Origin of the sequence: Halomonas sp. TA22 (genome assembly GCF_013009075.1) — a bacterium.
GTDB lineage: Bacteria > Pseudomonadota > Gammaproteobacteria > Pseudomonadales > Halomonadaceae > TA22.
This window is the reverse complement of record NZ_CP053108.1, coordinates 3,471,575-3,494,080: the sequence shown is the minus strand read 5'-3', so window position 1 is coordinate 3,494,080 and position 22,506 is coordinate 3,471,575. Positions and strand designations below refer to the sequence as shown.

Annotated in this window: 22 protein-coding genes; 10 read left to right on the top strand and 12 right to left on the bottom strand. The window is 65.8% G+C overall.

Features of this window, described 5'->3' with window-relative positions:
- Positions 1 to 175 precede the first annotated feature (175 nt).
- The 3 genes from HJD22_RS16570 to hutC are packed head-to-tail and all read left to right on the top strand — an operon-like array spanning position 176 to position 2,471.
- Positions 176 to 1,135 carry an isopenicillin N synthase family oxygenase gene (locus HJD22_RS16570; protein ID WP_208653600.1) on the top strand — a complete coding sequence of 320 codons (960 nt, stop codon included), beginning with the start codon at positions 176 to 178 and terminating at the stop codon, positions 1,133 to 1,135.
- A complete protein-coding gene (locus HJD22_RS16565; RefSeq protein ID WP_208653601.1) occupies positions 1,132 to 1,728 on the top strand; it encodes a HutD family protein in 597 nt (198 codons plus the stop codon). The genes HJD22_RS16570 and HJD22_RS16565 overlap by 4 nt, the downstream gene beginning before the upstream one ends.
- A gap of 29 nt (positions 1,729 to 1,757) precedes the next feature.
- A complete protein-coding gene (gene hutC / locus HJD22_RS16560) occupies positions 1,758 to 2,471 on the top strand; it encodes a histidine utilization repressor (protein ID WP_208653602.1) in 714 nt (237 codons plus the stop codon).
- Positions 2,472 to 2,488: 17 nt separating this feature from the next.
- Here hutC and HJD22_RS16555 read toward each other — a convergent pair whose 3' ends face one another.
- Positions 2,489 to 3,793, bottom strand: coding sequence for a YjiH family protein (locus HJD22_RS16555; protein ID WP_208653603.1), 1,305 nt, complete (start codon positions 3,791 to 3,793; stop codon positions 2,489 to 2,491).
- Positions 3,794 to 3,843: 50 nt separating this feature from the next.
- Positions 3,844 to 5,202: a formimidoylglutamate deiminase gene (locus HJD22_RS16550; protein WP_208653604.1), complete on the bottom strand. Its 1,359-nt coding sequence runs from the start codon at positions 5,200 to 5,202 to the stop codon at positions 3,844 to 3,846.
- A 218-nt stretch (positions 5,203 to 5,420) separates the two neighbouring features.
- On the opposite strand from HJD22_RS16550, the gene hutU reads away from it, so the two are divergent.
- The 3 genes from hutU to hutG are packed head-to-tail and all read left to right on the top strand — an operon-like array spanning position 5,421 to position 9,155.
- The gene (gene hutU / locus HJD22_RS16545) at positions 5,421 to 7,112 is read left to right on the top strand and encodes a urocanate hydratase (protein WP_208653605.1); all 1,692 of its coding nucleotides are present in this window, start codon (positions 5,421 to 5,423) and stop codon (positions 7,110 to 7,112) included.
- Positions 7,096 to 8,358 (top strand): imidazolonepropionase, encoded by a 1,263-nt coding sequence (hutI, locus tag HJD22_RS16540; RefSeq protein WP_248730299.1) that lies wholly within the window; start codon positions 7,096 to 7,098, stop codon positions 8,356 to 8,358. The genes hutU and hutI overlap by 17 nt, the downstream gene beginning before the upstream one ends.
- Positions 8,337 to 9,155, top strand: a complete 819-nt coding sequence (gene hutG / locus HJD22_RS16535) for an N-formylglutamate deformylase (protein WP_208653606.1) — start codon at positions 8,337 to 8,339, stop codon at positions 9,153 to 9,155. Before hutI ends, hutG begins: the two co-directional genes overlap by 22 nt.
- An 11-nt stretch (positions 9,156 to 9,166) precedes the next feature.
- Here hutG and HJD22_RS16530 read toward each other — a convergent pair whose 3' ends face one another.
- The 9 genes from HJD22_RS16530 to HJD22_RS16490 all read right to left on the bottom strand — a co-directional run bounded on the left by HJD22_RS16530 (position 9,167) and on the right by HJD22_RS16490 (position 18,483).
- Positions 9,167 to 10,324, bottom strand: a complete 1,158-nt coding sequence (locus tag HJD22_RS16530; RefSeq protein ID WP_208653607.1) for a lipocalin-like domain-containing protein — start codon at positions 10,322 to 10,324, stop codon at positions 9,167 to 9,169.
- On the bottom strand, positions 10,321 to 12,804 hold the full coding sequence (locus tag HJD22_RS16525) for an ABC transporter permease (protein ID WP_208653608.1): 2,484 nt from the start codon (positions 12,802 to 12,804) through the stop codon (positions 10,321 to 10,323). The genes HJD22_RS16530 and HJD22_RS16525 overlap by 4 nt, the downstream gene beginning before the upstream one ends.
- The gene (locus tag HJD22_RS16520) at positions 12,801 to 13,466 is read right to left on the bottom strand and encodes an ABC transporter ATP-binding protein (protein ID WP_208653609.1); all 666 of its coding nucleotides are present in this window, start codon (positions 13,464 to 13,466) and stop codon (positions 12,801 to 12,803) included. The genes HJD22_RS16525 and HJD22_RS16520 overlap by 4 nt, the downstream gene beginning before the upstream one ends.
- A 94-nt stretch (positions 13,467 to 13,560) precedes the next feature.
- Positions 13,561 to 14,679, bottom strand: coding sequence for an SMP-30/gluconolactonase/LRE family protein (locus tag HJD22_RS16515; protein WP_208653610.1), 1,119 nt, complete (start codon positions 14,677 to 14,679; stop codon positions 13,561 to 13,563).
- 157 nt (positions 14,680 to 14,836) lie between these two features.
- A complete protein-coding gene (locus tag HJD22_RS16510) occupies positions 14,837 to 15,856 on the bottom strand; it encodes a metal ABC transporter solute-binding protein, Zn/Mn family (protein WP_208653611.1) in 1,020 nt (339 codons plus the stop codon).
- 26 nt (positions 15,857 to 15,882) lie between these two features.
- Complete coding sequence (locus tag HJD22_RS16505) at positions 15,883 to 16,773, bottom strand: metal ABC transporter permease (RefSeq protein ID WP_208653612.1); 891 nt, start codon at positions 16,771 to 16,773, stop codon at positions 15,883 to 15,885.
- Positions 16,770 to 17,501 carry a metal ABC transporter ATP-binding protein gene (locus HJD22_RS16500; protein WP_208653613.1) on the bottom strand — a complete coding sequence of 244 codons (732 nt, stop codon included), beginning with the start codon at positions 17,499 to 17,501 and terminating at the stop codon, positions 16,770 to 16,772. Before HJD22_RS16500 ends, HJD22_RS16505 begins: the two co-directional genes overlap by 4 nt.
- Positions 17,501 to 17,647 carry a hypothetical protein gene (locus HJD22_RS16495; protein ID WP_208653614.1) on the bottom strand — a complete coding sequence of 49 codons (147 nt, stop codon included), beginning with the start codon at positions 17,645 to 17,647 and terminating at the stop codon, positions 17,501 to 17,503. Before HJD22_RS16495 ends, HJD22_RS16500 begins: the two co-directional genes overlap by 1 nt.
- 164 nt (positions 17,648 to 17,811) lie before the next feature.
- The gene (locus tag HJD22_RS16490; RefSeq protein WP_248730298.1) at positions 17,812 to 18,483 is read right to left on the bottom strand and encodes a hypothetical protein; all 672 of its coding nucleotides are present in this window, start codon (positions 18,481 to 18,483) and stop codon (positions 17,812 to 17,814) included.
- Positions 18,484 to 18,750: 267 nt separating this feature from the next.
- Here HJD22_RS16490 and HJD22_RS16485 point away from each other — a divergent pair, with 267 nt between their 5' ends.
- The 4 genes from HJD22_RS16485 (at position 18,751) to HJD22_RS16470 (ending at position 21,810) form a co-directional block, all read left to right on the top strand.
- Positions 18,751 to 19,959 carry a Na/Pi symporter gene (locus HJD22_RS16485; protein WP_208653615.1) on the top strand — a complete coding sequence of 403 codons (1,209 nt, stop codon included), beginning with the start codon at positions 18,751 to 18,753 and terminating at the stop codon, positions 19,957 to 19,959.
- 25 nt (positions 19,960 to 19,984) lie between these two features.
- Positions 19,985 to 20,662 carry a PhoU domain-containing protein gene (locus HJD22_RS16480; RefSeq protein ID WP_208653616.1) on the top strand — a complete coding sequence of 226 codons (678 nt, stop codon included), beginning with the start codon at positions 19,985 to 19,987 and terminating at the stop codon, positions 20,660 to 20,662.
- The gene (locus HJD22_RS16475; RefSeq protein WP_248730297.1) at positions 20,659 to 21,135 is read left to right on the top strand and encodes a TspO/MBR family protein; all 477 of its coding nucleotides are present in this window, start codon (positions 20,659 to 20,661) and stop codon (positions 21,133 to 21,135) included. The genes HJD22_RS16480 and HJD22_RS16475 overlap by 4 nt, the downstream gene beginning before the upstream one ends.
- 81 nt (positions 21,136 to 21,216) lie before the next feature.
- Positions 21,217 to 21,810 (top strand): malonic semialdehyde reductase, encoded by a 594-nt coding sequence (locus HJD22_RS16470; protein WP_208653617.1) that lies wholly within the window; start codon positions 21,217 to 21,219, stop codon positions 21,808 to 21,810.
- 187 nt (positions 21,811 to 21,997) lie between these two features.
- On the opposite strand, the gene HJD22_RS16465 is transcribed toward HJD22_RS16470, so the two are convergent.
- Complete coding sequence (locus tag HJD22_RS16465; RefSeq protein ID WP_208653618.1) at positions 21,998 to 22,447, bottom strand: hypothetical protein; 450 nt, start codon at positions 22,445 to 22,447, stop codon at positions 21,998 to 22,000.
- Between the last annotated feature and the right edge of the window lie 59 nt (positions 22,448 to 22,506).

Here is a 22,506-nt window from a genome sequence, read left to right as displayed (position 1 = left end):
TTTTAAGATGACCATTCACCTTTTTGCTCGATTTTCGAGCACAAGCCACGAAATGATGAGTGCAGGAAGCGCCAGGGGTGATGGCATGCTTTATGCTTTGTATGAAGGGTATGTATATACTTTTACTGTCTAGAGGGTCGTGCGGCCAACTGGACACTCATGAGCGAGGTGACGCATGGCTACCACGATTCCACTGATCGATATGCACGGGGTGCGCGAAGGCGATCCCCAGTGTCTGGCGAGTGCCGGCGAGGCGATCCGCCAGGCCTGCACCGAGGTCGGCTTCTTCTATATTGTCAATCATGGCCTGTCGCAGCCAACCATCGACGAGGCGTTGACGGCGGCCAAGGCCTTCTTCGATCTGCCGCTCGAGCGCAAGGTGGAGGTGGCGGTCGACAAGCGCCATCGCGGTTTCCATCGCCGCGGCGGGGCGATCATGTATCAGGCGACCCGCCCCGACGAGAAAGAGTTCTACAGCATGGGGCTCGACCTGCCCGAGGATGACCCCTGCGTACGGGCCGGCGAAGCGCTGCGTGGCCCGAACCAGTGGCCAAGCTTCATGCCGGAACTGCAGCGTGCCATGGACGCCTACTTCCATGAGGTAGGCCGTTGTGGGGCGGACCTGCTGCGCGCCGTTGCCGTGAGCCTGTCCCTCGACCCTGGCTTCTTTGCTACCAAGTACCGCAAGCCGCTGCAGCGCACCCAAGCGATCTACTACCCGGTACAGACGGCCGAGCGCCCTGCGGATCAGTTCGGCGTGGCGCCGCACACCGATTACGGCTGCATCACCCTGCTCTACCAGGACAATGCCGGCGGCCTGCAGGTGCGAGAACTGGGCAGCGAACGCTGGATCGACGCGCCCTTCATCGAGGGGTCGCTGGTGGTCAATGTCGGCGATCTGCTGTCGCGCTGGTCCAACGACCGCTTCCAGTCCACCCTGCACCGGGTCATCAATACCAGCGGCCGCGAACGCTACTCCATCGCCACCTTCTTCGATCCCACCTACGATGCCGTGGTCGACCCCAAGGAGCTTGGAGTAAGCGCCGAGGTAGTGAAATACCCGCCTGTGGCCGCGGGCGATTACATCCTGGGCCGCATCGACGCCTCGATGAGCTACCGCAGGAGCGCCTCTTGAGCGCACCTGCCACTCTGCGCTTGGCCGAGCTCGCCGTCGTTGCCTGGCGCAACGGTGGCGGAGTGGCCCGTGAATTGGCGCGCGACCTCAGTGATGCCCGCTCGCCGGGGTGGCGCGTGTCGATCGCCGAGCTCGAGGCACCTGGCCCATTCTCTTCGTTTCCCGGCCTGCGCCGCCATTTTACCGTCATCGGTGATCGGCCGGTGCATCTCGACTGGCCGGATCGCCATGTCGCGCTGCCCCCCTTCGAGAGTGTGGCGTTCGAGGGCGACGAGGTGGTGAGCTGCCGTCTGCCCGACGGCGTGAGCCAGGCGCTCAATCTGATCCATGACCCGAAGCGCTGGCAGGCGAGCCTGGCCTGGTTCGACCCTGCCACGCCATTGATGCGTGACCTTGCGTGCGACACGCTGCTGGTTGTCGTGACGGGGGAGGCGCGCCTAGAAGCGCCCTCGCCTGCCACCCTCAACCAGGGCGATGCCTGGCAGTGGGACAGAGTTGGCGCGCATGCAGCGTCGGTGTCATCATCCGTTTCCCTGGAGGCGTCGCCACGGGCACGCCTGATCAGAATTGACCTGAAGCCGCTGACGACGTGAGCCGGCACGGCGCCATCCGAGGAGAGTTCGTGGCACGCCAACCGCCCCGTTACCTGCAGATCAAGCAGTATCTGCTCGACAGCATTCATGAGGGAAGCTTTCCGGTCGATCATCAGATCCCGCCGGAGGAGCAGCTTGCCGCCGACTTCGGTGTCAGCCGTATGACCGCCAACAAGGCGATCCGCGACCTGGTCCAGGAGGGCTACTTGGTGCGTCAGCCGGGTATCGGCACCTTCGTCACCGACCGCCGTTCGGAGTCGCCGCTGGTCGAGATCAACAACATCGCTGACGAGGTGCGCAATCGCGGCCACGTGTACACGAACCGGGTGCTGCACTGCGAGGCGGTGCGTGCCGATGACGAGATGGCGCTGCGCATGGGCGTGCGCATTGGCACCCGGCTCTACCACACCACCCTGATCCATCTGGAGAACAGCGTGCCGATCCAGCTCGAGGAGCGTTACGTCAATCCGCGTTGGGTGCCGAATTACCTTGAGGCCGACTTCTCGCGGCATACCCCCAACGAGGTGCTAGTCGCCGCCTGCCCGATCACCGACATGGAGCATATCGTCGAGGCGGTACTGCCCGAGGCGCAGGCCGTCGAATGGCTGCAGGTCGATGCGTTGCTTCCCTGTCTGAGCGTACGCCGGCGTACCTGGTCGGGCGAGCGTTTGATCAGCTATGCCCACCTGCTGCACCCCGGAGATCGTTACAAGCTGCGCTCCATGGCGCACTCAGCTCACTGAGTGCGCCAGGTGGCGGCTCAGCTCACCAGCCAGGCGGCGAAGTAGCCGGCGGGAATTGCCAGCGCCAGGCTAAAGAGCGTTCGCAGGAACCAGATCGCCACGATGTGGGCAATGGAGAGCGGTATGCGCGTCGACAGGATGCAGGGGATCGAGGCGGAGAAGAACAGGATCGAGGAGACCGAGATCACGCCGGCGGCGAAGCGCGCGGGAAGCTCGGCGTCGACCATCAATAGCGCCGGCAGGAACATCTCGGCGAGCCCCGAGGCCGCCGCCTGGGAGAGCTGGCGCGCCTCCTCGATGCCGAACAGCGCGATCAGCGGATAGAACAGCAGGCCGATCCATTCGAACACCGGCGTGAACTTGGCCAGCAGCAGGCCGATCAGCCCCACCGAGAGGATCGAGGGCAGGATGCTCATTGCCATCAGCATGCCCTCCTTGAGGTTGATTCCCACGCCTGCCGCGAGGTTCGGTGCGCGCTCGGCGGCGGCCAGGCTCTCCTGCCAGGCGCGTGACAGGCGTTGACCGCGCGGCACGACTATCTCGGCATGACTCGAGTCGCCGTCCAGCCGCGACAGCGGCGGCAAGCGCACGGTGATCGCGGTTACTGCGAAGGTGATCGCAAGTGTCAGCCAGAAGTAGAGGTTCCATAGCGGCATCAGGTCCAGCGTACGCCCCACCACCAGCATGAAGGTCACCGAGACGGTGGAGAAGCCGGTGGCGATGATCGCCGCTTCGCGTGCCGAATACTGACCGGCCTGGTAGACGCGGTTGGTGATCAGCAACCCGATCGAGTAGCTGCCGACGAAGGAGGCGACGGCATCGATGGCCGAACGTCCCGGAGTTCGCCACAGCGGCCGCATCAATGGCTGGCACAGCACGCCGGCGCCCTCCAGCAGGCCGTAGTTGATCAGTAGTGCCAGGAAGATCGCACCGATCGGCACGATCAATCCCACCGAGACCACCAGCCGGTCGAACAGGAACGGCAGCATGTCGGGGGTATGCAGTGCCGCCGGGCCGACCCCGGTCAGCGCCAGGACGCCGAACACCACCCCGAGCCCCTTGAGCAGGGTGAAGACCTGCTCGGTGCGGCTCTCGCGCCAGCGCCCGGTGAGGATGGGATAGAGCGCGCCGGCGACGATCACTGCCATGGCGTAAAGGCGCACCGCGTCGCCAAGCAGCGCGCGCAGCGCCGTCACCATATGGTCGAGGGGGATGGTGGTGGTGCCGTTGAGGGTGATCGGCACGAAGAATACGAAGATGCCGAGCAGGCTTGGCAGCAGCAACTTGAGCAAGATCGCAGGCGGGGCTTGGGTAGCAATCATGGTAACTCCGAGGTGTGGTTGTTGTCGAAGCGGGTTGCGTGACTCGAGCGCTAGCCGAGGCCCGTGAACAGCGTGCCAAGCGCCGCGCGGTTTTCGTCGTCAAGTGCGTGGCGGCGCTCCTCTATCACCCAGCGTCCGGCGACCATCACGTCGCGTATCTGGCGCTGCGTGCCGCCGAACAGCCAGCGCCCCAGGCGCGACGCGTCATCGGCCGTCGCCAGATAGGGATCGTCGCCGTCGAGCACCACGAGATCGGCGCGCATTCCCGGCGCCAGGGCGCCTATCGGCTGGCCGGACGCCTGGGCGCCTCCCGCGAGTGCGCAGCGGTAGAGCCAGTCGCCAACCGGGCGAATCTCGCTGTCGTGCAGGCAGTTGCGCCGGCGCGTGGCGAGGCGCTGGCCATACTCCAGCAGGCGCAACTCCTCGACGACATCGAGCGAGACATGGCTGTCGGAGCCGATGCCCAGCCGGCCACCCTGGGCGGCGTACTCGACGGCGCGAAACAGTCCATCGCCGAGGTTGGCCTCGGTGGTGGGGCAGAGTCCGGCCACGGCGCCGCTGGCGGCGAGATCGCGCAGTTCGCTGTCGTCGAGATGGGTCGCGTGAATCAGGCACCAGCGCTCATCGACCGCGATGTTGTCGAGCAGCCAGCGCACCGGGCGTTGGCCCGAATAGGCCAGGCTCTCCTCCACTTCACGCGCCTGCTCGGCGACATGAATATGCCGTGGGCCGACGGGGTTGGCCTCGAGCACCGCGCGCATCTCGTCGAGGGTCACCGCGCGCAGCGAATGAAAGGCCATGCCGAGCGCCTGGGTCGGTCGGGCCGCCAGGGCGGGTGCCAGCCCCTCGAGCAGGCGCAGGAAGCTCTCAACGTCATGCACGAAGCGGCGCTGCCCCGCGCTGGGCGGCTGGCCGCCGAACCCGCCGTGGGCATAGAGCACCGGCAGCAGAGTCAGACCGATACCGCTGCGCTCGGCGGCGCCGCTGATCGCCCAGGCCATCTCCGCCGGGTCGGCGTAAGGGCGCCCTTGAGGATCGTGATGCAGGTAGTGGAACTCGCTCACCTGGGTGTAGCCGCCCTTGAGCATCTCCACATAAAGCGCCTGGGCGACGGTGGCGACTTGTCCGGGCGTCAGCCGGTCGACTAGGGCGTACATGCGCTCGCGCCAGCTCCAGAAACTGTCTGGCCGTTCGCTGCCGACCTCGGCAAGCCCTGCCATGGCGCGTTGAAAGGCGTGCGAGTGCAGATTGGGCATGCCGGGCAGTGCCGGGCCCCGCAATCGTTCGGCACTGCCCGGTGCGCGCTCGGGAGTCACGCTAACCAGCGTTCCGGCCGTGTCGACCTCGAGCAGTACCCTTTTGGCCCAGCCGCTAGGCAGCAGAGCATGATCGGCGAAGTAGCGCTGCATCGTGGGTAAACTCCGTAATATATCTAATGTATATACATATATCTGACTCCCATGGCGGGGTAAAGCCATTACAATGATTTATACATAGTCCGCTATTTTGGTGCATTGGTAGGGCGGTTGGCACCGTGTTGGTGAATGAAAAAGAGTGGACGCGGAAGTTGCTTTCAGGGAGTTGTCTCACCTAATGTATATACAAATTTGGACATCTGGAGTGGCTCATGGCCCCTACACGCTTTCGCGATACCGTCATCCGCGCCCCGCGCGGCAACCAGCTGAGTGCCAAGAGCTGGCTGACCGAAGCGCCGCTGCGCATGCTGATGAACAATCTCGACCCGGAAGTCGCCGAGAATCCCAAGGAGCTGGTGGTCTACGGCGGCATCGGCCGCGCCGCACGCAACTGGGAGTGCTTCGACGCCATCGTCGAGTCGCTCAAGGGTCTCGAGGCCGACGAGACGCTGCTGGTGCAGTCCGGCAAGCCGGTCGGTGTGTTCAAGACCCACGCGGATGCGCCCCGGGTGCTGATCGCCAACTCAAACCTGGTGCCGCACTGGGCCAACTGGAAACACTTCAACGAGCTCGATGCCAAGGGCCTGATGATGTACGGCCAGATGACCGCCGGCTCGTGGATCTACATTGGCAGCCAGGGCATCGTGCAGGGCACCTATGAAACCTTCGTCGAGGCCGGTCGCCAGCACTACGATGGCACGCTGGCAGGGCGCTGGATTCTGACTGCCGGCCTGGGCGGCATGGGCGGCGCCCAGCCGCTGGCGGCGACGCTCGCCGGGGCCTGCTCGCTCAACATCGAGTGCCAGCAGTCGCGTATCGATTTCCGCCTGCGCACGCGCTATGTCGACGAGCAAGCCGATGATCTCGACGACGCGCTGGCGCGTATCGAGCGCTACACCCGCGAAGGCAAAGCGATCTCCATCGCGCTGTGCGCCAACGCCGCCGAAGTGCTGCCCGAGCTGGTCCGGCGGGGTGTTCGACCCGACATGGTCACCGACCAGACCAGTGCCCACGATCCGCTCAACGGCTACCTGCCGGCGGGCTGGGAGTGGGACGAGTACCGTGGGCGCGGCAAGCGCGAGCCGGAGGCGGTGGTCAAGGCCGCCAAGCGTTCGATGGCGGTACACGTCAAGGCGATGCTCGAGTTCCAGGCGATGGGCGTGCCGACCTTCGATTACGGCAACAACATTCGTCAGATGGCCCAGGAGGAGGGTGTCGAGAACGCCTTCGATTTCCCCGGCTTCGTGCCGGCCTATATCCGCCCGCTGTTCTGCCGCGGTGTCGGTCCATTCCGCTGGGCGGCGCTCTCCGGCGACCCCGAGGACATCTACAAGACCGATGCCAAGGTCAAGGAACTGATCGACGACGCCCATCTGCATCACTGGCTCGACATGGCCCGCGAGCGGATCAGTTTCCAGGGGCTGCCGGCGCGCATCTGCTGGGTCGGGCTCGGCCAGCGCGCCAAGCTTGGCCTGGCGTTCAATGAAATGGTGCGTAACGGCGAACTCACGGCCCCGGTGGTGATCGGCCGCGACCACCTCGACTCCGGCTCGGTGGCCAGCCCCAACCGCGAGACCGAGGGCATGCGCGACGGCAGCGATGCCGTCTCCGACTGGGCGCTGCTCAACGCCCTGCTCAACACCGCCAGCGGCGCGACCTGGGTGTCGCTGCACCACGGCGGTGGCGTGGGCATGGGCTTTTCCCAGCACGCCGGGATGGTGGTCGTCTGCGACGGCAGCGAGGAGGCCGACCGGCGCATTGCCCGGGTACTCCACAACGACCCGGCCACCGGCGTGATGCGCCACGCCGACGCCGGCTACGAGATCGCCATCGACTGCGCCCGCGAGCAGGGGCTCGATCTGCCGATGATCGATCGGGGAGACGAGCATGACACCATCTCATGAAATGACAGGCAAGACGCTCTGGCGTCACTGTCACGCCGCGACTCTGACGGGCGGCCGTTACGCCGTCATCCGCGATGCCGCGTTGATCGTCGAGGAGGGCCGCATCGCCTGGATCGGCCCCGAGGCGCAGCTGCCCGAGGCTGAGGCTGGAGAATGCCAAATTGACGAGATTCTCGACCTTGGCGGGCGCTGGCTGACGCCGGGGTTGATCGATTGTCACACCCATCTGGTGTTTGGCGGCGATCGCAGCGGCGAATTCGAGCAGCGCCTGGAAGGCGTCGATTACGAGACCATCGCCCGCCGGGGCGGCGGTATCGTCAGCAGCGTGCGGGCAACCCGCGAGGCAAGCGTCGATGCGCTGCTCGAGGCCGCCAAGGCGCGCGCCCGACTGCTGCTGCGCGAGGGCGTGACCACCCTCGAGATCAAGTCAGGCTACGGGCTCGATCTCGACAGCGAGCGCAAGATGCTCCAGGTCGCACGCATGATCGGCGAGCGTCTGCCGGTCGAGGTGTACACGACATGCCTTGCCGCCCATGCGCTGCCGCCGGAGTACCAGGGGCGCAGCGACGCCTACATCGACCTGGTGTGCGAGACGATCCTGCCGACGCTGGCCGAGGAGGGGCTGGCCGACGCGGTGGACGGCTTCTGCGAGGGGATCGCCTTCTCGGTCGAGCAGATGCGACGGGTGTTCGAGACCGCCAGGCGTCTCGGCCTGCCGCTCAAGCTGCACGCCGAGCAGCTCTCGCGCCTCGGCGGTTGTCAGCTTGCCGCCGAGTTCGGCGCGCTCTCCGCCGATCATGTCGAATACGCCGACGAGGCGGATGCCCGGGCGATGGCGCAGCGCGGCACTGCGGCGGTGCTGTTGCCGGGGGCCTTCCTGACGTTGCGTGAGACGCAGCTGCCGCCGATCGATGCCTTCCGCGCGCAGGGCGTGGCGATGGCGGTGGCCAGTGACCTCAACCCGGGCACATCGCCGGCGCTGTCGCTGCGGCTGATGATGAATCTGGCCTGCACGCTGTTTCGCCTCACCCCGGAGGAGGCCCTGGCCGGGGTCACGCTCAATGCCGCCAAGGCACTGGGCATCGAGGCGAGCCACGGTTCGCTGGAGGTGGGCAAGGTGGCGGACGCCGTGGCCTGGGACATTGCCGGCCCGGCCGAGCTCAGCTACTGGCTGGGCGGACAATTGCCGGCAACGGTATTCAAGGCGGGAGAGGAGGTGAGCGCATGGATGAGAGTTACCGGCTGACGCAGGGCGATACGCCGCTGCTGATCTCGATGCCGCATGCCGGCACGCGACTGACGCCCGAGGTGGAGACGGGCCTTGGCGAGCAGGCGCGCGCGCTTTCCGACACCGACTGGCATATTCCGAGGCTCTACGACTTCGCCGCGGAACTTGGCGAAGGCCGGGGCGCAAGCCGCCTCGAGGCACGCTACTCGCGCTACGTGATCGACCTCAACCGCCCCGAGGACGACACCCCGCTCTATGCAGGCGCCACCACCGGGTTGTTCCCCGTTATCGACTTCGACGGACGGCCGCTGTTTCGGGACGGGGGCATGCCGAGCCGGGAGACGCGGGAGTGGGCCAAGGCGCACGTCTGGCGACCCTATCACGAGGCCCTGGCCGGCGAGCTTGCCCGGCTCAAGGCGCGCTTCGGCTACGCGCTGCTGTTCGACGCCCACTCGATCCGTTCGCGCATCCCGCGCCTGTTCGAGGACCGGCTGCCCGATCTCAATCTCGGCACCTTCGAGGGGCGCAGTTGCGATCCCGGCTTGAGCGGGCGACTGCAGGCCGTGTGCGCTGCCCAGACGCGCTTCAGCCACGTGACTAACGGGCGCTTCAAGGGCGGGCACATCACCCGCCATTACGGCGATCCGGCAGACCATATCCATGCCGTGCAGCTCGAACTCTCGCAGATCACCTACATGAACGAGCCCAACGACGACGCGCCGATATTCGCCTATCGCGACGACCGAGCCGAAAAGGTGCGCCTGCTACTACGCGAACTGCTCGAAACGATGCTCGAGTGGGGTGCGACGCGCTAGCCCTGGCCTGGTCAATATCCCGTCATCTCCAAGTAGCCCATGCCCGCGTGGCTGCCTTCCACCACTACATCGCCTTCCCAGTAGGGGAAGGCGGTCTCCATCCAGCGCTGGGGGTGGCGCGAATTCACGGTCACGTCCAGCCCGCGGGCCGGCAGTTGCAGGCGCCAGCGGGTCGGCACCTCGCGGCCGGCCACCGCCTGGTACTCGAGCGGCTGCAGGTCGAGATCGCCGGCCTGCAGCGGCGTCTGGGTGCCGTCGGCGTCGATCCAGCTGCCGGAGACGAACGCTTCGCCGCCTTCGCCGCCGCCGCGCAGGCGGAAGGCCATTAGCTTGGCACCGCCCTCCAAGTGCAGCGAGAACCAGTCCCAGCCGCGCTGCTCGGGCCCAAGCAGCTGGCTGCTCCACTCGCGGTCGAGCCAACCGCGGCCGCTCACCGCACGCACCTCACCGTCGATCTCCACCTCCCCCTTGACACGCCAGAACGGCTGGCTGTAGTAGATCGAGCCCTGGCCGTCGGCGGACTTCTGGCTGAATCCCCCCTTGCCATGCAGCACCAGCGGTCCCTCGGCTGTGAGCGCCAGGCGGTAGCCGAAGTCGCGCCCGGCATAGTGGTCCGAGGCGCTGACGACGAGATGTTCGAAGTCCTCCTGCTCGGCCCGCTCGGCGGGACTCTCCAGGCGCCAGTGGTCGAGCCAGGCAGCGAAGGGGGCGGCCTCGGCGCCGGCCTGGCCGCGTCCGTTTGCGACATGCATGCCGCGCGCGAAGCGCTCGGCGACGAAGTGCTCCTCGCCCGTGGAAAGCGCGGCATGCGCCATCCACAGCTGGCGGCTGGACCAGGGGGAGTCCGGCGCCTCCTGGTCCGCCTCTCCCGGTGGGGCCAGCGCCTGGCGGAACAGCGTCCATTGAATGCCGAGCGGCTCGCCTCGCTCGTCCTCCAGATTGGCGGTCAGGTACCACCACTCGATGCGGTAGTCGGGGTGGGCGCCGTGATCCTCGGGAAAGCGCAGCGGCGTACCCGGACGAGCCTGGGCGTAGCCCTCGGCACTCTCGCCGAGCCCGGCGAAGCTGCCGGTGGGCGGCGCCTCGTCGCGGGATGGCAAGGCGAGCCACAGCAGCGCCGCCAGGCCGAGGATCACGGCCAGCCCGAGTCCAACATGCCTGCGCATCATGAGGCCTCGAACTCCGCCAGCAACTCGCGCGGTGGGGTGCGCATGAGCCGCCAGGCGGGCAGCAGAGCGGCAAACCAGGCCACGCCGAGCGCCAGGAGCAAAGTGAGCGCCATCTGCTGGGGGAAAAGCGTCAGCGGCAGGCGCCAGCCGAAGGCCGCTACGTTGATCACCGCCACCAGGCCCCAGGTCAGGGCGATGCCCAGCGGGATGGCGAGCAGGGCGGTGAGCAAGGCGGCGCCACCGAGCTGGGCCACGGAGATCGTCACCAGGCGAGCGCGACTTGCACCCAAGGCCCACAGCGGAGCGAGCTGCGCGCGCCGCTGGCGGCCCTGGGCGAGCAAGCTCGAGAGAAGCGCCAGCCCGGCCACTCCCAGCGTCAGGCCGTTGAGGGCATAGGTGATGGTGAAGGTGCGCTCGAAGATATCGCGTGCCTGGCGCTTGACCGCCTGCTGGTCGATCAACGCGCCTTCACCCAGTGCAAAGCGCTGGGCGAGCGCACGGCGCAGCAGTGCGATTTCGGACGATGCCAGGTTGGGCGCGAGCACGACGCCGATGCTGCCGGGCGGCGCGGCGAAGCGCTCGGCCAGCAACGTGTCGCTGAGGGTCACCTCGCCACGCGGGTTGCCGTAGTCGGGATAGATGCCGGTCACGTGTGTTTCCCACGCCCCCTCGGGGGTGGCCAGGGTGATCCGCGCGCCGGGGGCGAGTCCGGTGGCGTAGGCGAGCTGCTCGTTGATCAGGGCCGCTCCCTCGATGAAGTCTCGCCAGGCGTCCTGGCTATCGTCCAGCGTCTCGAGCAGCGGCCAGTGGTCGGTCAGCGGTGGCTCGGGCGTGAGGCTGTAGAGCGAGACCGGCCGCTCGGCGACGCTTGCACCCTCCACGGCGAGCAGCGTGCTCTCGGTGCTGCGTCGCGGCAGTAGGGTGGCGATCTCGGGGCGCGGTGCAAGCCATTCGACGATTGCGTCGTGCTGCTCGGTGTCGGGGTTGAGGTAGAGGTCGGCGACCAGGCGCTGGTCGAGCCACTCGAGGAAGGTAAGGCGAAAGCCGCCGACCATGCTGCCCACGCCGAGGTTGGCGGTGAGCGCGATCAGCAGCGCCATCATCGCCAGAGCCAGGCGCGGGAGCTGCAACTGCAGGTCGGCCAATGCCCACTGGGCCAATGGATAACGACGCAGCGCACGCCCGGCCAGCCCGAGCGTTGCGGCCAGCAGCGGCGGCAGCCATAGTGCTGCGGCCAGCAGGCCGGCGGCGACCATCATGAACCCCGCAACGAGCCCCTCGGCGGGCGGCTGCGCGCGCAGCCACAGCCACAGCGCGAAGGCGGCCAGCCACATCAGGGCGCCGAAGAGCGCCATGAGCCTGAGCTGGCGCTGAAATCGTGCACGCCAGGCCTGGGCCTGACCCAACCCGAGGATGTTCAGCCGGGCGGCGCGCCACACGGTACCCGACGCTGCGGTGAACAGCCCACCCAAGGTGACGCCCAGCCCTCCCAGCCAGTAGTGCCATGGCAGGGCGAGGCCGGTGCCCACTTGCTCACCGTAGAGCGCCCCGAGGCTCGCCGCCACGTCCGGCAGCAGCTGAGCGGCGAGCCAAACACCGCTGGCGATGCCCAGTACCGCCCCGATCGCGCCGATGATCAGCAGCTCGAACAGCAGCAGGCCGACCAGCATGCGTCCGGAGACGCCCAGCGCGCGCAGCGTGCGCAGCAGCCCCAGGCGCTGCTCCAGGGCGAGACCGAGGGCGGCATGCACGATGAACAGGCCGACCACCAGGGTCAGCAGGCCCATGGCGGTGAGGTTGAGGTGGAAGCTGTCGGTGAGTTGGCCGGGGCTTGCCAGCTGTTCGGCGCGCACGCGCACCAGGGTATCGGGCAGCGCGAGCGTCGCGTCGGTGGGGAGCAGCAGGTGGTCGATGCCGTCGCGCTCGAGCAGGGCCAGCGCCGCGGCGATGTCCATCACCGCGAGCCCCGGCGGCAGCTCCGGCGCCGATTGCGCGGGTGGCAGCGGGCGGCCGTCGGCGAGCCGGGGCGGCATGCCGTCCCGCCATAGTGCGGTCTCGGTCTCCGGGGCTGCTCGGGCCAGATAGGGCGGCTGGAGGAAGTCGGTGAGCGTGGCGGTGCCGCCGGCGGTACGAAAGCCGCTGCCCTCCGGCAGCGTCAGCGCGTCGATGCCGACTACCTCCAGGCGGCTGTCGTCCCCCAGCGCCACCCGCCCCTCGACCAGCGGCGAGACCGGGGCGCCCGCCAGGCGCAGCGCCAGGTACTCCTCGAGCGCAATGGCTTGGCCATCGCGACGCTCGAGGCGGTCGAGCTGGGCACTGAATACCCCTTCGGCACGGGCGTAGCTATCGCGGGCGGTGGCATTGATCGCCTGCACGCCGCTCCACAACGCGCTGGCCACCCACAACCCCACCAGCAGCATGGCGAGCTGCCCCGGATGGCGGCGGTAGTGCGACAGCAGCGTGAGGAAGGCGGTACTCATGAGGCAGGAGCCGCCAGCCGCCCGTGGAAGAGCGTCACGCAGCGCGCCAGCGGCGCCGCCACGCGGTGGCTGTGGGTGACCATCAGCAGTGCACAGCCACTGTCGCGGACCAGCTCGAGCAGCAGTGCGAGGGCCTCGTCGGCGGTCGTCTCGTCGAGGTTGCCGGTGGGCTCGTCGGCAAGCAGCAGGGCGGGGCGCACCGCCAGGGCACGGCCGATCGCCAGGCGCTGCTGCTGGCCGCCGGAGAGCTGCTCTGGGTAGCGTCCGGCCATGGCGGCAAGTCCCAGGCGCTCGATCAGCTCACGCGACCAGGCCTTCTCCTCGCGCCCGGCCAGGCGTGCCTGCAGGGTCAGGTTGTCGGCCACGCTCAGGCTCGGCACCAGATGGAACTGCTGGAAGATCAGCCCCAGGCGGTTGCGGCGCAGTGCGGCGCGGCCCGGCTCGGCGAGCGACGAGAGCGCCTTGCCGTCGAGCGTGATCGTGCCGCTGTCGGGAGTGTCGAGCCCGGCGGCCAAGTGCAGCAGCGTCGACTTGCCGCTGCCCGACTCGCCCATCAGTGCCACGCTCTCGCCAGGTGCGAGGCGCAGGTCGACGCCATCGAGCACCGTGAGCGGCCCCTGGGGCGTGTGGTAGGTCTTGCGCACCTGGCGCAGTTCGAGCATGGCGGTGTCCTGAACATGAAACGCAAAAGACGATGTTCCCATAAAAAGGGCGCCACCCGAAGGCGGCGCCCCTCACTATCGAGCATCGTCGCGATCAGCCTTGCGTGTCATTGATCCACACTGCGACCCCCTGTGTCTCGACGTAGACGGCATAGAGCGACTGGCTGCCGGTGATGAACAGCCGGTTGCGCCTAGGCCCGCCGAAGCAGAGGTTGGCGCAGGGCTCAGGCAGGTGAATCTTGCCGATCAGCGTGCCGTCGTCGGCATAGCAATGCACGCCATCGTGATCGTCGGCACCGAAAAGCCCGCCGAAGATGGCACCGCACCACAGGTTGCCGTCGGTATCCACCGCCAGTCCGTCGACGAAACCGGGGCCGACCTCGGCGAACTGCCGCTCGTTGACCAGGCGCGTGCCGTTCTCCTCGACGTCCCACACCAGGATCTGGTGGGGATGATCGGCGGCATGGGTGCCGCCAGTATCGGCGACGTAGAGCCGCGAGTAGTCGGGCGAGAAGGCGATGCCGTTGGGTTTCTCGACCTCCGCCATCTTCTCCAGCTGGCCGCTCTGCGGGTCGATGCGATAGACGGCTTCGGGGAGTTCGAAGTCCGCGACATGACCTTCGTAGTGCATCAGGATGCCGTAGCCCGGGTCGGTGAACCAGATGCCACCATCGGGATGGACGATGATGTCGTTGGGCGCGTTGAGCGGCTTGCCCTCGAACGCATCGGCGAGCACGGTGATCGAGCCGTCGTACTCGGTGCGGGTCACGCGCCGCGTGTCGTGCTCGCAGGAGAGTAGCCGTCCCTCGCGGTCGCGGGTATGGCCATTGGCGTAGTTCGACGATTGACGGAAGACGCTGACTTCTCCGGTATCTTCAAGCCAGCGCATCAGCTTGTTGTTGGGAATATCGCTCCAGAGCAGATAGCCTCCGTCGCCGAAATAGACCGGACCCTCCGCCCAGCGAAAACCGCTGGCAAGCCGTTCGACGGCGGCATTGGCCAAGCGGTAGCGGGCGAAGCGCTCATCGATGATCTCGAAGGCCGGGTCGGGATAGGAAACCAGGGAGCCGTCCCAAGGGCGCTGCTGCGACAGTGCCATGCCGGGCGCGAACGCCGCGGCGGCTCCGGCTGCGGCGGCAGTGCCCATGAAGGCTCGCCGGCTCAGCTTGAGCGTGGGAAGGGTGCAGGGAGCAGGCGGTGTGTCGTCCTTCATTGTCATTACTCCTGTTGAAGTTATTGTTGGAGTTACATTGCGAGTGGCTTATGCAGACTAGTCGTGTTTCATGAGCTGTGCCGATTAAGTTATGCCCGCGCTTATTTCCAATAAAAAACGCCACCCGAAGGTGGCGTTTTGGCGTACGTCAGGCCGGTCAGTGGCTGTGGCCATGATCGTCATGCTCGTGCTCATGGTCGTTATCATGCAGATGGCCGGGGTCGGCCAGAGCGGCATGCAGCACCTCGGCATTGTGATGCATCATGCCCAGATAGGTGCTGGCCTCGCCCTGCGCCGCCAAGGCGTCGGCATAGAGGGTGCCGGCGATCTCCAGACCGGTCTCCTCGGCCAGTTGGTTGATGATCGCGGGGCTGGTCATGTTCTCGTGGAACAGCGCGCCGACGTTCTGCTCGCGTACCACGTCGATCAGGTGCGCCATGTTGGCGGCGCTGGGCTCGGCCTCGGTGGTCAGACCCACCGGCGAGAGAAAGCGGATGGCGTAGGCGTTGGAGAAGTAGCCGAAGGAGTCGTGACCGGTGATCACCGTACTCGCCGGGGGAATCTGGGTGAGCAACTCGCGGATCTGCGCTTCGGTATTCTCGATCTCGTTGATGTAGCGGTCGGCGTTGTCACGGTAGGCATCTGCGTTGTCCGGGTCCGCCTCGATCAGGCCGTCGCGGATATTCAGTACATAGACCTGGGCCATCGCCATGTCTTGCCAGGCGTGGGGGTCAAACTCGCCATGGTCGTGATCGTCATGCTCGTCGCCATGATCCTGGTCGTGCTCGTGCGCCTCGTGGCCATGAGCGTGCTCGTGATCATGGCCGTGATAGGCGAGTCTGTCGGTCCCTTCGCTGGCGATGACCAGGGGGCCGGCGTAGTCGCTCGATTCGATCAACCGCTCCATCCAGCCCTCGAACTGCAGGCCGTTGAAGACGACGAGATCGGCCTCAGCGATGGCGCGGGCCTGGGTGGGGCTGGGCGAGAAGACGTGGGCATCGCTGTCCGGGCCGACCAGGGCGGTGACGTTGACATGCTCGCCGCCAACATTGGCGGTCATGTCGGCCAGAATGCTGAAGCTGGCGATGACCTCGATACGCTCATCGGCGTGGAGGGGCGACAGGGCAAAGAGGCCGGCAGTGCCGAGCATCAGGCCTAGTGTGATCGGTTTGGACATGAAAACCTCCTGGTAGCAATGGTGAGTCAGCCGGGCTCACTGGCGTCGAGTGGCGTGGCACGACGGCGCAGCTTGGCCGTCAGGCTGTGGTGACGGCCGAATAGCGCCGAGAAGATGTAGCCGATACCGGCCAGCATGATGATGCTTGGCCCCGAGGGCAGCGACAGGTGGTAGGAGAGCAACAGCCCCCCGGTGCTGGCGAGCATCGCCCAGCCGATGGCGATCACCATCAGCCCCTCCAAACGCTTGCTCCAGAAGCGCGCGGTAGTGGCTGGCAGCATCATCAGGCCCACCGCCATCAAGGTGCCCAGGGTCTGGAAGCCGGCAGTCAGGTTGAGCACCACCAGCCCCAGGAACAGGCCGTGCACCAGGCCGCTGCGCATGCCCTGGCCGCGCAGGAACAGCGGGTCGAGACACTCCACCACCAGGACGCGGAACATCAGCGCCAGCGCCAGCACGATGGTCGAGCTGATCGCGGCGATCAGGATCAATGCGGTGCTGTTGACCGCCAGGATCGAACCGAACAGCACATGGGTCAGGTCGACGCTGCTGCCACCAAGCGATACCAGCATCACGCCGGCGGCGAGCGAGATGAGAAAGAAGCTGGCCATTGCCGAGTCCTCGCGGTGACCGGTCATCTGCGACACGCTGCCGGCGAGCCCCGCCACCACCAGCCCGGAGATGATGCCGCCCAGGCTCATTGCCGGCAGCGAGAAGCCAGCGAGCAAAAAGCCCAGCGCGACGCCGGGAAGAATGGCGTGGGCCATGGCATCGCCGATCAGGCTCATGCCGCGCAGCATCAAGAACACTCCGAGCGGTGGGGCGGCAAGCGAAAGGGCGAGCCCGGCGACCACCGCGCGGCGCATGAAGCCGTAGTCGAAGGGGGTGATGAACCAGCTGGTCAAAAGATCGATCATGAGGAGATGCGCTGCAGGTTCAAGGGCAGGATCGGCGCGTGATGGTGGCGCTGGGTGCCGCCATGGTGATGCTGGATGATCGCTTCGGGGGTGCTCCACTGGGCATGACCGCCGGCCAGGCCCAGCACACAATCGGCCAGACGCGCCAGGTGCTCGAGATCGTGTAGTACCACGATGATGGTGGCGCCCTGGGCAGCCATGTCGCGCAGCACGGTGGCGATCACCTCGACGGTTTCGATGTCGACGTTGGCAAACGGCTCGTCGAGCAGCAGCAGCTCCGCTTCCTGCATCAGCGTGCGTCCGAGCAGGGCACGCTGGCGCTGGCCTCCGGAGAGTTCGCCCAGCGGACGGTGCGCCAGATGCGAGATACCCAGCCGCGACATCACCTCCCGGGCGCGGCGATAGTGAGGCCCGCAGTAACCCTTGAGCGCCCCGTGGCTTGGCCAGGTGCCGGTCATGATCAGCTCCTCCACGCTCATCGGGAAAGAGAGATCCAGCACCAGCTGCTGCGGCAGCCAGGCGCGATGCTCTTTGGGCACGCTGCACTCCACGTGCCCGGCGACGGGCTTGAGCTCGCCCATGATCGCCTGGATCAGGGTACTCTTGCCCGCCCCATTGGCACCGAGCAGGGCGGTGATGGCACCATCCTGGAAGGTGCCGCTGACGTGCTCGAGCACCGTGCGCCCACCTTGGGCGAGTTGCAGGTCGTGCAGGCGAAGCCGCGACATCAGACCCACCACCGCGCCGCCCAGGCGACAGCCAGCCACAGCCCAGCCAGCGGTATGAGCGCCAGCAGCAGCCGACGCCCGGCCGCCAGCGACATCAACGAAAAATGGCAGGGGCCTTCCGGCCGATGGTGGTGACGATGCGCCATGACGATATTATCCTCGAATAGCGAAGGTTATAACATAACAATAATGCCAAGGGCCAGCGTGACGCGGTAGCTCATCGGAGCGTGGAAAAAAGCTGGCCGCCTATAATAGCGGCCGAGGGAGACAGGAAAAAGAGAGGGAGGCGGGAAAAAGCGACGGTAAAAAGTTAGTAGCGGATCTGCATGCCCAGCTGGTCGGGCGCCACCACGAAGGCGTATTCGAGATCCAGGCGCACGTCGCCCATCGAGACTCGGGCCGGCTGGAAACGGTTGAGCGCCGTGGTGGCCTGGCGGGGTTGGGACCAGATCTGCAGCTCGCCGATCAGCATGCCGGTGGCGAAGCTGATCGCGCCATCTTCAGCCCGATCATCGCCCAACGCGATGGCAAGGCCGCCGGCAGTGTTGACCAGCAGCGACCCCATGCGCGACTGCCAGGTACGCCGCTCGCGCTCGATCGCCGCGGTCTGTTCGATCAGCGCGCGAGCATGGGCCAGGTCAGTCTCGCCATCGAGCTGCTGAAATTCGCGTCGCGCCTGAGGATGTGGCTGGCGATCGAAGAACATACCGCCCAAGGCCAGTGCCGACTTCACTGCCCCTACCCGTGCATCGAAGCGGTCGTCGCTGCTGCTCGCCTCGCTGGACTGGTAGGCATTGAGCACCAAGCTGCCGGCGTAGAACGTCGTCCAGCCCGTTTGCCAGTAGTTGGCCTGGCGCTCGCCGCGCTCCAGTGCATCCGCATAGCCATACCACTCCTGGCGCGGGTCGGCAAAAGCGGTTGTGGATAAGACAAGTGTCAGTATGGCAATGGCGATATTCATGAGGGCGCGAGAGGCGGACATAGTGGCTCCGAGATGGGCGGACGCAAGCCCTACAAGATAGCAGCGTTAGCGAAGCGGTAGGGAGGTTTACGCCTTTTTCTGAATTAGTGGCAAGGGGATGGACTCGACGCCTTTTCCTTCACCACCTAATCTGATGGCTTAAAGGCTACGTTTCGTGAATGTGCGGCTGTCATCAAAATGTCACAAAGGCTCGTTACCGTGCGCGGGCTGACATGAATTCGTCACGCAATTGACACAATGACCGCGCCGCCACCTAGCAGGTTTCTAATGTCGAGAACTGAACCAACACCCTCAACGACCGACAGTCGGGCCTTGGCCCGCCAGCCACGGCGAGAAGTGCCGGCCTGGCTGCGCGGTATCTATGCCGGGCTGTGTCTCTATCTGTTTCTTGCCGCGCTGAACGTGCTCGGCGCCGGGCTGGGGGGCTTCGGGCAGGCCAGCGATTTCCTGGCCGACTTGTTCGCCTATGGCGAAAACCCCTTCATCGCTCTGCTGGCCGGGGTACTGGTCACCATGATCGTGCAGAGCTCTTCGTTCACCTCGGCGTTGATCGTGACCTTGGTGGCGAGTGGCGAGATGACGCTGGGCACGGCGGTGTTCGCCATCATGGGAGCCAACATCGGCACCGCCGTGACCGGGGTGATCGTCGCCCTGGCCAATATGCGCATCAAGCGCAACTTCCGGCGCTCCTTCACCGCGGCGCTGCTGCACGACTTCTTCAATATCCTCACCGTCGCGGTGGTGTTTCCCATCGAGTGGCTCAGCGGCATGTTTCATGAAGCTGGCCGCGGCATCTTCACGCGCTTTGCGGCATGGCTTGCCGATATGATCGGTCTTGAGGAGGTGGCAAGGCCCAATAGCCCGATCAAGCTGATCACTGCTCCGGTGGTCGATGCTTCGAACTGGTTGGGCGGCGCACTGATGCCCTCGCCCGCCGCCCAGGGCCTGTTCGTGGCGGGATTGGGTCTGCTGCTGATGTTCATTGCGCTGGTGTTCATGGTGCAGAACCTGCGCGGGGCGCTGCTGCGCCACATGGACGGCCTGTTTCGCACCTACTTCTTCCGTACTGACCTGCGCGCCTATGGCGTGGGCGTGGTGTCGACCGTGCTGGTGCAGTCGAGCACCATCACCAGCAGCCTGATGGTGCCGCTGGCCGGTGCCGGGGTGGTGAGCATCCGCCGCGTGCTGCCCTTCATGATGGGCGCCAATCTGGGTACCACCGTGACCAGCGTGCTGGCCGCCACCGCCAATCCCATCGCCGCGGCCCTGACGGTGGCGCTGTTCCACGTCACCTTCAATGTGGTCGGTACCCTCATCTGGTATCCATTGCGCCGCATTCCGCTGCGCGTGGCCACCTGGTACGGCAAGCTGGCCGCCAAGAAGACTCGCTACGCCTTCGCCTTCCTGATCGGCGTCTTCCTGGTGATACCGCTGCTCGGCATCGCCGCCACCGAACTGTTCACCAGCCTGCGCTGAGCGCGGCCAACCGGGAGGTTTCCCCATGTTTCGAGAGCTCTATACCGCCCTGACCTCCGAGAACACGATCGACCAGGCGTTCGAGGACTTGACCCAGATGCTGGAGCATGGCGCCTGGATGTTCGGCCGCGCCAACGAAGTGCTCTACAGCACCGTGCCGGCCGAGGAGGTGCGTCAGCCGCTCTACGAACGCGACCGGGCGATCAACGAGCTGGAGCGCTCGATTCGCCGCAAGGTGATGCGCCACCTGACCATCAACCCAGGACATGACGTTGCCATCTGCCTGGCGCTGATGAGCGTGGCCAAGGATGCCGAGCGCATCGGCGACTACTGCAAGAACGTCTTCGAGGTGGGCGCCTTCTACACCGAAGGCTTCAATGTCGCCAAGTACCAGGCCCCCCTGGACGGAATGGCCGAGCGGCTGCGCGGCATGTTCGGCTCGCTTGCCCAGGCGATCCGCGACTCCGACGAAGCCCGCGCCGGCCAGGTGCTGAGCCAGGCCCGCGAGATACGCCGCCAGGGCGACCAGCTGGTCGAGTCGCTGCTGCGCGACGAGAGCCAGATCGAGTTTCACGAAGCGGTGGCCTATTCGCTGCTGGCCAGGCACTACAAGCGCGTGGCCTCCCACCTGGCCAATATCGCCACCGCCGTGATCGGCCAGCTCGAGGATCTCGACTTCTACACCGACGAGGACGAAGCTTGAGGGTTTCGCCCCGCCAGTCGCTCATGATCCTTGTCGGCTGGCTGTTGCTGGTGGCGTTGACCTCGCTGAGTGGCATTCTCACCCCGCCCGGGACTTGGTACGCCGCGCTTGAAAAGCCCCCGCTCACGCCGCCGAACTGGCTGTTCCCGGTGGCCTGGACGACCCTGTACCTGCTGATGGCGGTAGCGGCGTGGCGAGTCACCTGCCTGGCGCCACCGGGTGGCCGAGTGCACTTCCTGTGGCCATTCGTTGCCCAGCTCGTTGCCAATGGCCTGTGGTCGATTCTCTTCTTCGGCCTGCACTGGATGCTGGTGGGCCTGATCGATCTTCTCGTGCTGCTGGGGCTGCTGGTACTCACGTTTCGGCGCTTCGCGCGGGTCTCGCCATTCGCTGCCTGGCTGCTGGTGCCCTATCTGCTGTGGGCCTGTTTCGCGACCTACCTCAATGCCGGCACCTGGTGGCTGAATGCCTAGGGCGGCATGTCGACGTGCCTAGCAAGGCATGATTCACATCAAGAGTGCTAAGCTGAAGCCTTATTCGATAGGAGGCTTACTATGCGCGCACCGCTCGATGACCGCACCTTGGAGACGCTTTTCCGCACGGCCCGCACCGCCAACGCTTTTCTCGATGAACCGGTAGCGGCCGAGACCTGGCGAGAGCTTCTCGAACTAGCGAAGTGGGGCCCCACGTCGATGAACTGCCAGCCGGCGCGTTTCGTGTTCGTGACCAGCCCCGAGGCCAAGGCGCGGCTGCAGCCCGCGCTTTCGGAGGGCAATCGCGACAAGAGCCAGCAAGCGGCCGCCACGCTGATCGTCGCCTTTGATACGCGCTTCTACGAGCACATGCCTCGGCTTGCCCCTCACGCCGCCAATGCCCGCGACAGCTTCGCCGGCCACCCGGACAAGGCTCACGACACGGCGTTACGCAACACGGCGCTGCAGGCCGGTTATTTGATCATGGCCGCACGCATGCTTGGCCTGGATGTCGGCCCCATGAGCGGCTTCGATGCCGCAGCCGTCAATGCCGAATTCTTCCCCGATGGGCGCTACCGCGCCGACCTGCTCGTTAACCTCGGCGTCGCCGACCCCGAGAAAGCCCGCCCCAGGGGGCCACGCTTCGCGTTCGATGAAGTGGCGGAGGTGGTATGACTAGAATCCATAGTGCCAAAGTTTGATATGCATCAGTGGTAGAGATGGGGGATGAGCGGTTAGATGGGACAAACCATTATAACTACGCGCTGCTCGGTACAGGCACTTCGATCACCCGGGCAGCGTGCTGCATTGCCAGCAAGTAAGCGATCGCTTACTTCACTGGCGCGCTCAGCGGCCGGGGTAGTCATTGAAGAGGACATTCACGCCCCCAGTCGAGTAGCATCTGCATGTCGTCTTCCCCATTGATGGTATAGACGTTCACCAGCAGGTCGTTGGCCTGGGCCTGCTCGATGAAGCCGGCATCGGTATCCGCCGCGCCGAGTCCTAGCCCCGCAAAGGGGCAATCCAGTTGGTGATCAGATCCCAGCAGATGTAGATACTCTTCAACCCGGCCGCGAGAGAAAGAGGGAGAGAAGTCATCGGCCGGTATGAATCCCTTGCGCGATTCGTCATAAACCAGGTTGCCCGGCGCAAGTTCCCGATATTGCTTGAGGACCTTCTGCGCCTGCTGGCGTCCGATGTCAAAAGCCCTTCCCAGTTGGGACGAGGCCACCCGGCCTTCCCATAGCGCCAGAATCTCGATCAGCCGGTAGCGGGCGAGCGTGTCCCAGGGCAGTGGCGCAATATCTGACATGTTGACTCCTCGATAGATTCTTTCAGCCTTGACCTCTATCAATACCGGCCTGAAAAAGA

Excerpts from the sequence above, each read along its gene's own strand:
- HJD22_RS16570 (WP_208653600.1), top strand. The coding sequence starts at position 176 with ATGGCTACCACGATTCCACTGATCGATATGCACGGGGTGCGCGAAGGC.
- HJD22_RS16555 (WP_208653603.1), bottom strand. The coding sequence starts at position 3,793 with ATGATTGCTACCCAAGCCCCGCCTGCGATCTTGCTCAAGTTGCTGCTG.
- HJD22_RS16550 (WP_208653604.1), bottom strand. The coding sequence starts at position 5,202 with ATGCAGCGCTACTTCGCCGATCATGCTCTGCTGCCTAGCGGCTGGGCC.
- hutU (WP_208653605.1), top strand. The coding sequence starts at position 5,421 with ATGGCCCCTACACGCTTTCGCGATACCGTCATCCGCGCCCCGCGCGGC.
- hutI (WP_248730299.1), top strand. The coding sequence starts at position 7,096 with ATGACACCATCTCATGAAATGACAGGCAAGACGCTCTGGCGTCACTGT.
- hutG (WP_208653606.1), top strand. The coding sequence starts at position 8,337 with ATGGATGAGAGTTACCGGCTGACGCAGGGCGATACGCCGCTGCTGATC.
- HJD22_RS16530 (WP_208653607.1), bottom strand. The coding sequence starts at position 10,324 with ATGATGCGCAGGCATGTTGGACTCGGGCTGGCCGTGATCCTCGGCCTG.
- HJD22_RS16525 (WP_208653608.1), bottom strand. The coding sequence starts at position 12,804 with ATGAGTACCGCCTTCCTCACGCTGCTGTCGCACTACCGCCGCCATCCG.
- HJD22_RS16520 (WP_208653609.1), bottom strand. The coding sequence starts at position 13,466 with ATGCTCGAACTGCGCCAGGTGCGCAAGACCTACCACACGCCCCAGGGG.
- HJD22_RS16515 (WP_208653610.1), bottom strand. The coding sequence starts at position 14,679 with ATGAAGGACGACACACCGCCTGCTCCCTGCACCCTTCCCACGCTCAAG.
- HJD22_RS16510 (WP_208653611.1), bottom strand. The coding sequence starts at position 15,856 with ATGTCCAAACCGATCACACTAGGCCTGATGCTCGGCACTGCCGGCCTC.
- HJD22_RS16505 (WP_208653612.1), bottom strand. The coding sequence starts at position 16,773 with ATGATCGATCTTTTGACCAGCTGGTTCATCACCCCCTTCGACTACGGC.
- HJD22_RS16500 (WP_208653613.1), bottom strand. The coding sequence starts at position 17,501 with ATGTCGCGGCTTCGCCTGCACGACCTGCAACTCGCCCAAGGTGGGCGC.
- HJD22_RS16495 (WP_208653614.1), bottom strand. The coding sequence starts at position 17,647 with ATGGCGCATCGTCACCACCATCGGCCGGAAGGCCCCTGCCATTTTTCG.
- HJD22_RS16490 (WP_248730298.1), bottom strand. The coding sequence starts at position 18,483 with ATGTCCGCCTCTCGCGCCCTCATGAATATCGCCATTGCCATACTGACA.
- HJD22_RS16485 (WP_208653615.1), top strand. The coding sequence starts at position 18,751 with ATGTCGAGAACTGAACCAACACCCTCAACGACCGACAGTCGGGCCTTG.
- HJD22_RS16480 (WP_208653616.1), top strand. The coding sequence starts at position 19,985 with ATGTTTCGAGAGCTCTATACCGCCCTGACCTCCGAGAACACGATCGAC.
- HJD22_RS16470 (WP_208653617.1), top strand. The coding sequence starts at position 21,217 with ATGCGCGCACCGCTCGATGACCGCACCTTGGAGACGCTTTTCCGCACG.
- HJD22_RS16465 (WP_208653618.1), bottom strand. The coding sequence starts at position 22,447 with ATGTCAGATATTGCGCCACTGCCCTGGGACACGCTCGCCCGCTACCGG.